General features: G+C 61.6%; 3 protein-coding genes and 1 pseudogene. 3 read left to right on the top strand and 1 reads right to left on the bottom strand.

Annotation, left to right across the window (positions count from 1 at the left end; translation table 11 throughout):
* The 3 genes from bluB to ACFFAR_RS29775 all read left to right on the top strand — a co-directional run.
* Window positions 1-547: 5,6-dimethylbenzimidazole synthase (bluB, locus tag ACFFAR_RS29785; RefSeq protein ID WP_375509070.1), on the top strand; the 547-nt coding region annotated here is incomplete at its 5' end.
* A 246-nt stretch (window positions 548-793) separates the two neighbouring features.
* A complete protein-coding gene (gene garL, locus ACFFAR_RS29780) occupies window positions 794-1,597 on the top strand; it encodes a 2-dehydro-3-deoxyglucarate aldolase (protein WP_174365539.1) in 804 nt (267 codons plus the stop codon).
* Between the two features lie 44 nt (window positions 1,598-1,641).
* Window positions 1,642-2,538, top strand: a complete 897-nt coding sequence (locus ACFFAR_RS29775) for a 2-hydroxy-3-oxopropionate reductase (protein ID WP_062002907.1) — start codon at window positions 1,642-1,644, stop codon at window positions 2,536-2,538.
* Window positions 2,539-2,603: 65 nt separating this feature from the next.
* Here the strand turns inward: ACFFAR_RS29775 and ACFFAR_RS29770 are convergent.
* Window positions 2,604-2,898: pseudogene (locus tag ACFFAR_RS29770) on the bottom strand (amino acid ABC transporter); the annotation flags it as partial.

The following is a 2,898-nucleotide window of genomic DNA, read 5'->3' as shown; positions in this document are numbered from 1 at the left end:
CGCCGCGCACCATGCGCCGAGCGTCGGTTTCATGCAGCCCTGGCGCTTCGTGCGCGTGACCGATCGCGACGTACGCCTCGCGTTGCACGACATCGTGGAGACGGAGCGCCGCGCAACGGCCATGGCGCTCAACGAACGCAGCGATGAATTCATGCGGCTCAAGGTCCAGGGCATTCTGGATTGCGGCGAGGTGCTGGTCGGCGGCTTGATGGAAGACCGCGAGCGGCATATCTTCGGCCGCCGCACCCTTCCCGAAATGGACCTTGCGTCAGTGGCGTGCGCGATCCAGAACATGTGGCTCGCGGCACGCGCGGAGGGGATCGGACTGGGGTGGGTATCGCTGTTCGATGTCGCGGCGTTTCAACGTCTGCTGCATATGCCCGCCGATGCAAAGCCGGTTGCCATTCTCTGCATTGGCCACGTGGAACACTTCTACGATGAACCGATGCTGCAAGCCGAGGGCTGGGCGAAACGCGTGCCGGCAGCATACTGTTTGGAAGAAAACCGCTGGCCTGATGCGGCCTGCGAAGCCCGGGCCAGCCGGTAATCGACTGAGCACGGGCTGGCAGTTGCCTGTTTAATGCGTCTTTTGCAGCGGCAAGTAAGCCATTCAGGGCTTGTCACGGATTCCCGTGGCAACGGCTGTAAGTCGCACGTCGCTATAAAGCCCTTTTCCTTGCCCGACATCAAGCTCGCGATGTAATATGACGTCTGATAACGTATGAGCATGTTGCATACTAAGGTTTTCAACTCAGGCCGCAATTCGAGCAATTACGCAAGAGGAAGCCCCGTCATGACAGCGCCCGCACAGACCCCGCTCTACTCGCCCTACCAGCCGCTCCCCAATACGTTTCGCCAGTCAGTCCTGAACCAGGAAAAACAGATCGGCTGCTGGGCGTCGCTCGGCAGCCCGATCACGACCGAGTTGCTGGGCGTGCTGGGCTTCGACTGGATCCTGCTCGACGCCGAGCACGCGCCCAATGACGTCCTCACGCTCATTCCGCAGCTCATGGCGCTCAAGGACAGCCGCAGCGCGCCGGTCGTGCGACCGCCGGCCAATGAGAGCGTGGTCATCAAACGGCTGCTCGACAGCGGCTTCTTCAACTTCCTGATTCCGTTTGTAGACAGCGCGGCGGACGCCGCCCGCGCCGTCGCCGCGACCCGTTATCCGCCGCAGGGCATTCGCGGGGTATCGGTAGGACACCGCGGCAATAAATACGGCACCGTGCCCGATTACCTCACCACGGCCAACGACAACATCTGCGTCATCGTGCAGATCGAGAGCCGCAAGGCGGTCGAATCGATCGATGAAATCCTTGCAGTCGAAGGTGTGGACGCCGTGTTTCTCGGGCCATCGGATCTGGCGGCATCGTACGGACATCTTGGCGACGCGAATCATCCGGACGTGCAGAAAGCCATTGCGCATGTCTTCGATCGCGCCCGCGCAGCCGGCAAGGCGAGCGGAACGCTTGCACCCGTGCAGGCCGAAGCCGAACGTTATCTCGCGATGGGCTGCCAGGTGATCGCCGTGTGCGCGGACATGGGCTTGCTGCGCAACGCGGCACAAGCCGTGCAGAAACATTTCATGCAGAAGTAAAGTGACAGTGACATCTGCGAACCCGCATTTTTTTGGAGGATGACATGCAAAAAGCTGGTTTTATCGGACTCGGGATCATGGGTAAGCCCATGGCTGAAAATCTCGTCAAGAACGGCGTCGCGCTTGCGGCGTTCACGCGCAGCGGCGTGCCGGCCGAGCTGACGCAAGCTGGTGCTGTCGCCTGCGACAACCCCGCAGCGGTCGCCGCGCAAGCCGATGTGATCTTCGTGATGGTGCCGGATACCCCCGATGTCGAGCGCGTCCTGTTCGGCGAGAACGGCGTGGTCGCGGCCTTGCGCCCGGGCCAGATCGTGGTCGACATGAGTTCGATCTCGCCCATCGCTACACGCGAATTCGCGGCCAAGGTTCGCGAGCGCGGCGCCGAGTATCTGGACGCGCCGGTGTCGGGGGGCGAGGTGGGCGCGAAGGCGGCGTCGCTGACGATCATGGTGGGTGGTTCGCAAGCCACGTTCGATACCGTCAAACCGCTCTTCGACATGATGGGCAAGAACATCTCGCTGATCGGCGAGGTGGGTGCAGGTCAGGTCTGCAAGCTCGCAAACCAGGTGATCGTGGCGGCGACTATCGAAGCGGTGGGTGAAGCCCTGCTGCTGGCATCGAAGGCCGGTGTGGATGCCGAAAAAGTGCGCAAGGCGTTGATGGGGGGATTTGCATCGTCACGCATTCTGGAAGTGCACGGCGAGCGCATGACCAAGCGCACGTTCAATCCGGGCTTTCGCATTGAACTGCATCAGAAGGACTTGAACCTGGCATTGTCGACGGCGCAATCGCTGGGTGTATCGCTGCCGAATACGGCGACCTGCCAGGCGCTTTTCAACGCATGCGCGGCGCATGGCGGGAAGGCCTGGGATCACTCGGGCATGGTTCGCGCGCTCGAGTATCTCGCCGATCACGAGATCGGCCAGGGCACCGCCAACTGAATCTTCAGCGCATGAACAAGGGCATCGCGAGGTAAAACGCGACGCCCTTTTTGCTTCTTTCCCGCTTAACCCTTCGTCACGCTCGCCGGCAAATCGCGGCCGTGGAACTTCTTGTAGATCGCATTCAACTTGCCGTTCTTCATGTTGGTGACGACCCAGGCGTCGATCCATTCCTTCAGTTTCGGCTCGCCCTTGCGCATCGCGATGCCCAGATCGAAATCCTTCTGGTCGAACTTCTTCTCCATGTTGAGCTGCGGCGCGCGCTTCTGGATCTCGCCCAGGTTCGCCGGCGTGCTCGACCAGATCTCGACCTGGCCGGTCACGACCGAGGTGATCAGCGTCGCGTCGTCCTCGTAGCGC

This window comes from uncultured Caballeronia sp. (assembly GCF_964243625.1).
GTDB lineage: Bacteria > Pseudomonadota > Gammaproteobacteria > Burkholderiales > Burkholderiaceae > Caballeronia.
Note: the sequence above shows the minus strand (reverse complement) of the source record. Positions and strands in the feature narration are given on the sequence as shown.

Coding starts and splice junctions, on each gene's coding strand:
- garL (WP_174365539.1), top strand. CDS start 794: ATGACAGCGCCCGCACAGACCCCGCTCTACTCGCCCTACCAGCCGCTC.
- ACFFAR_RS29775 (WP_062002907.1), top strand. CDS start 1,642: ATGCAAAAAGCTGGTTTTATCGGACTCGGGATCATGGGTAAGCCCATG.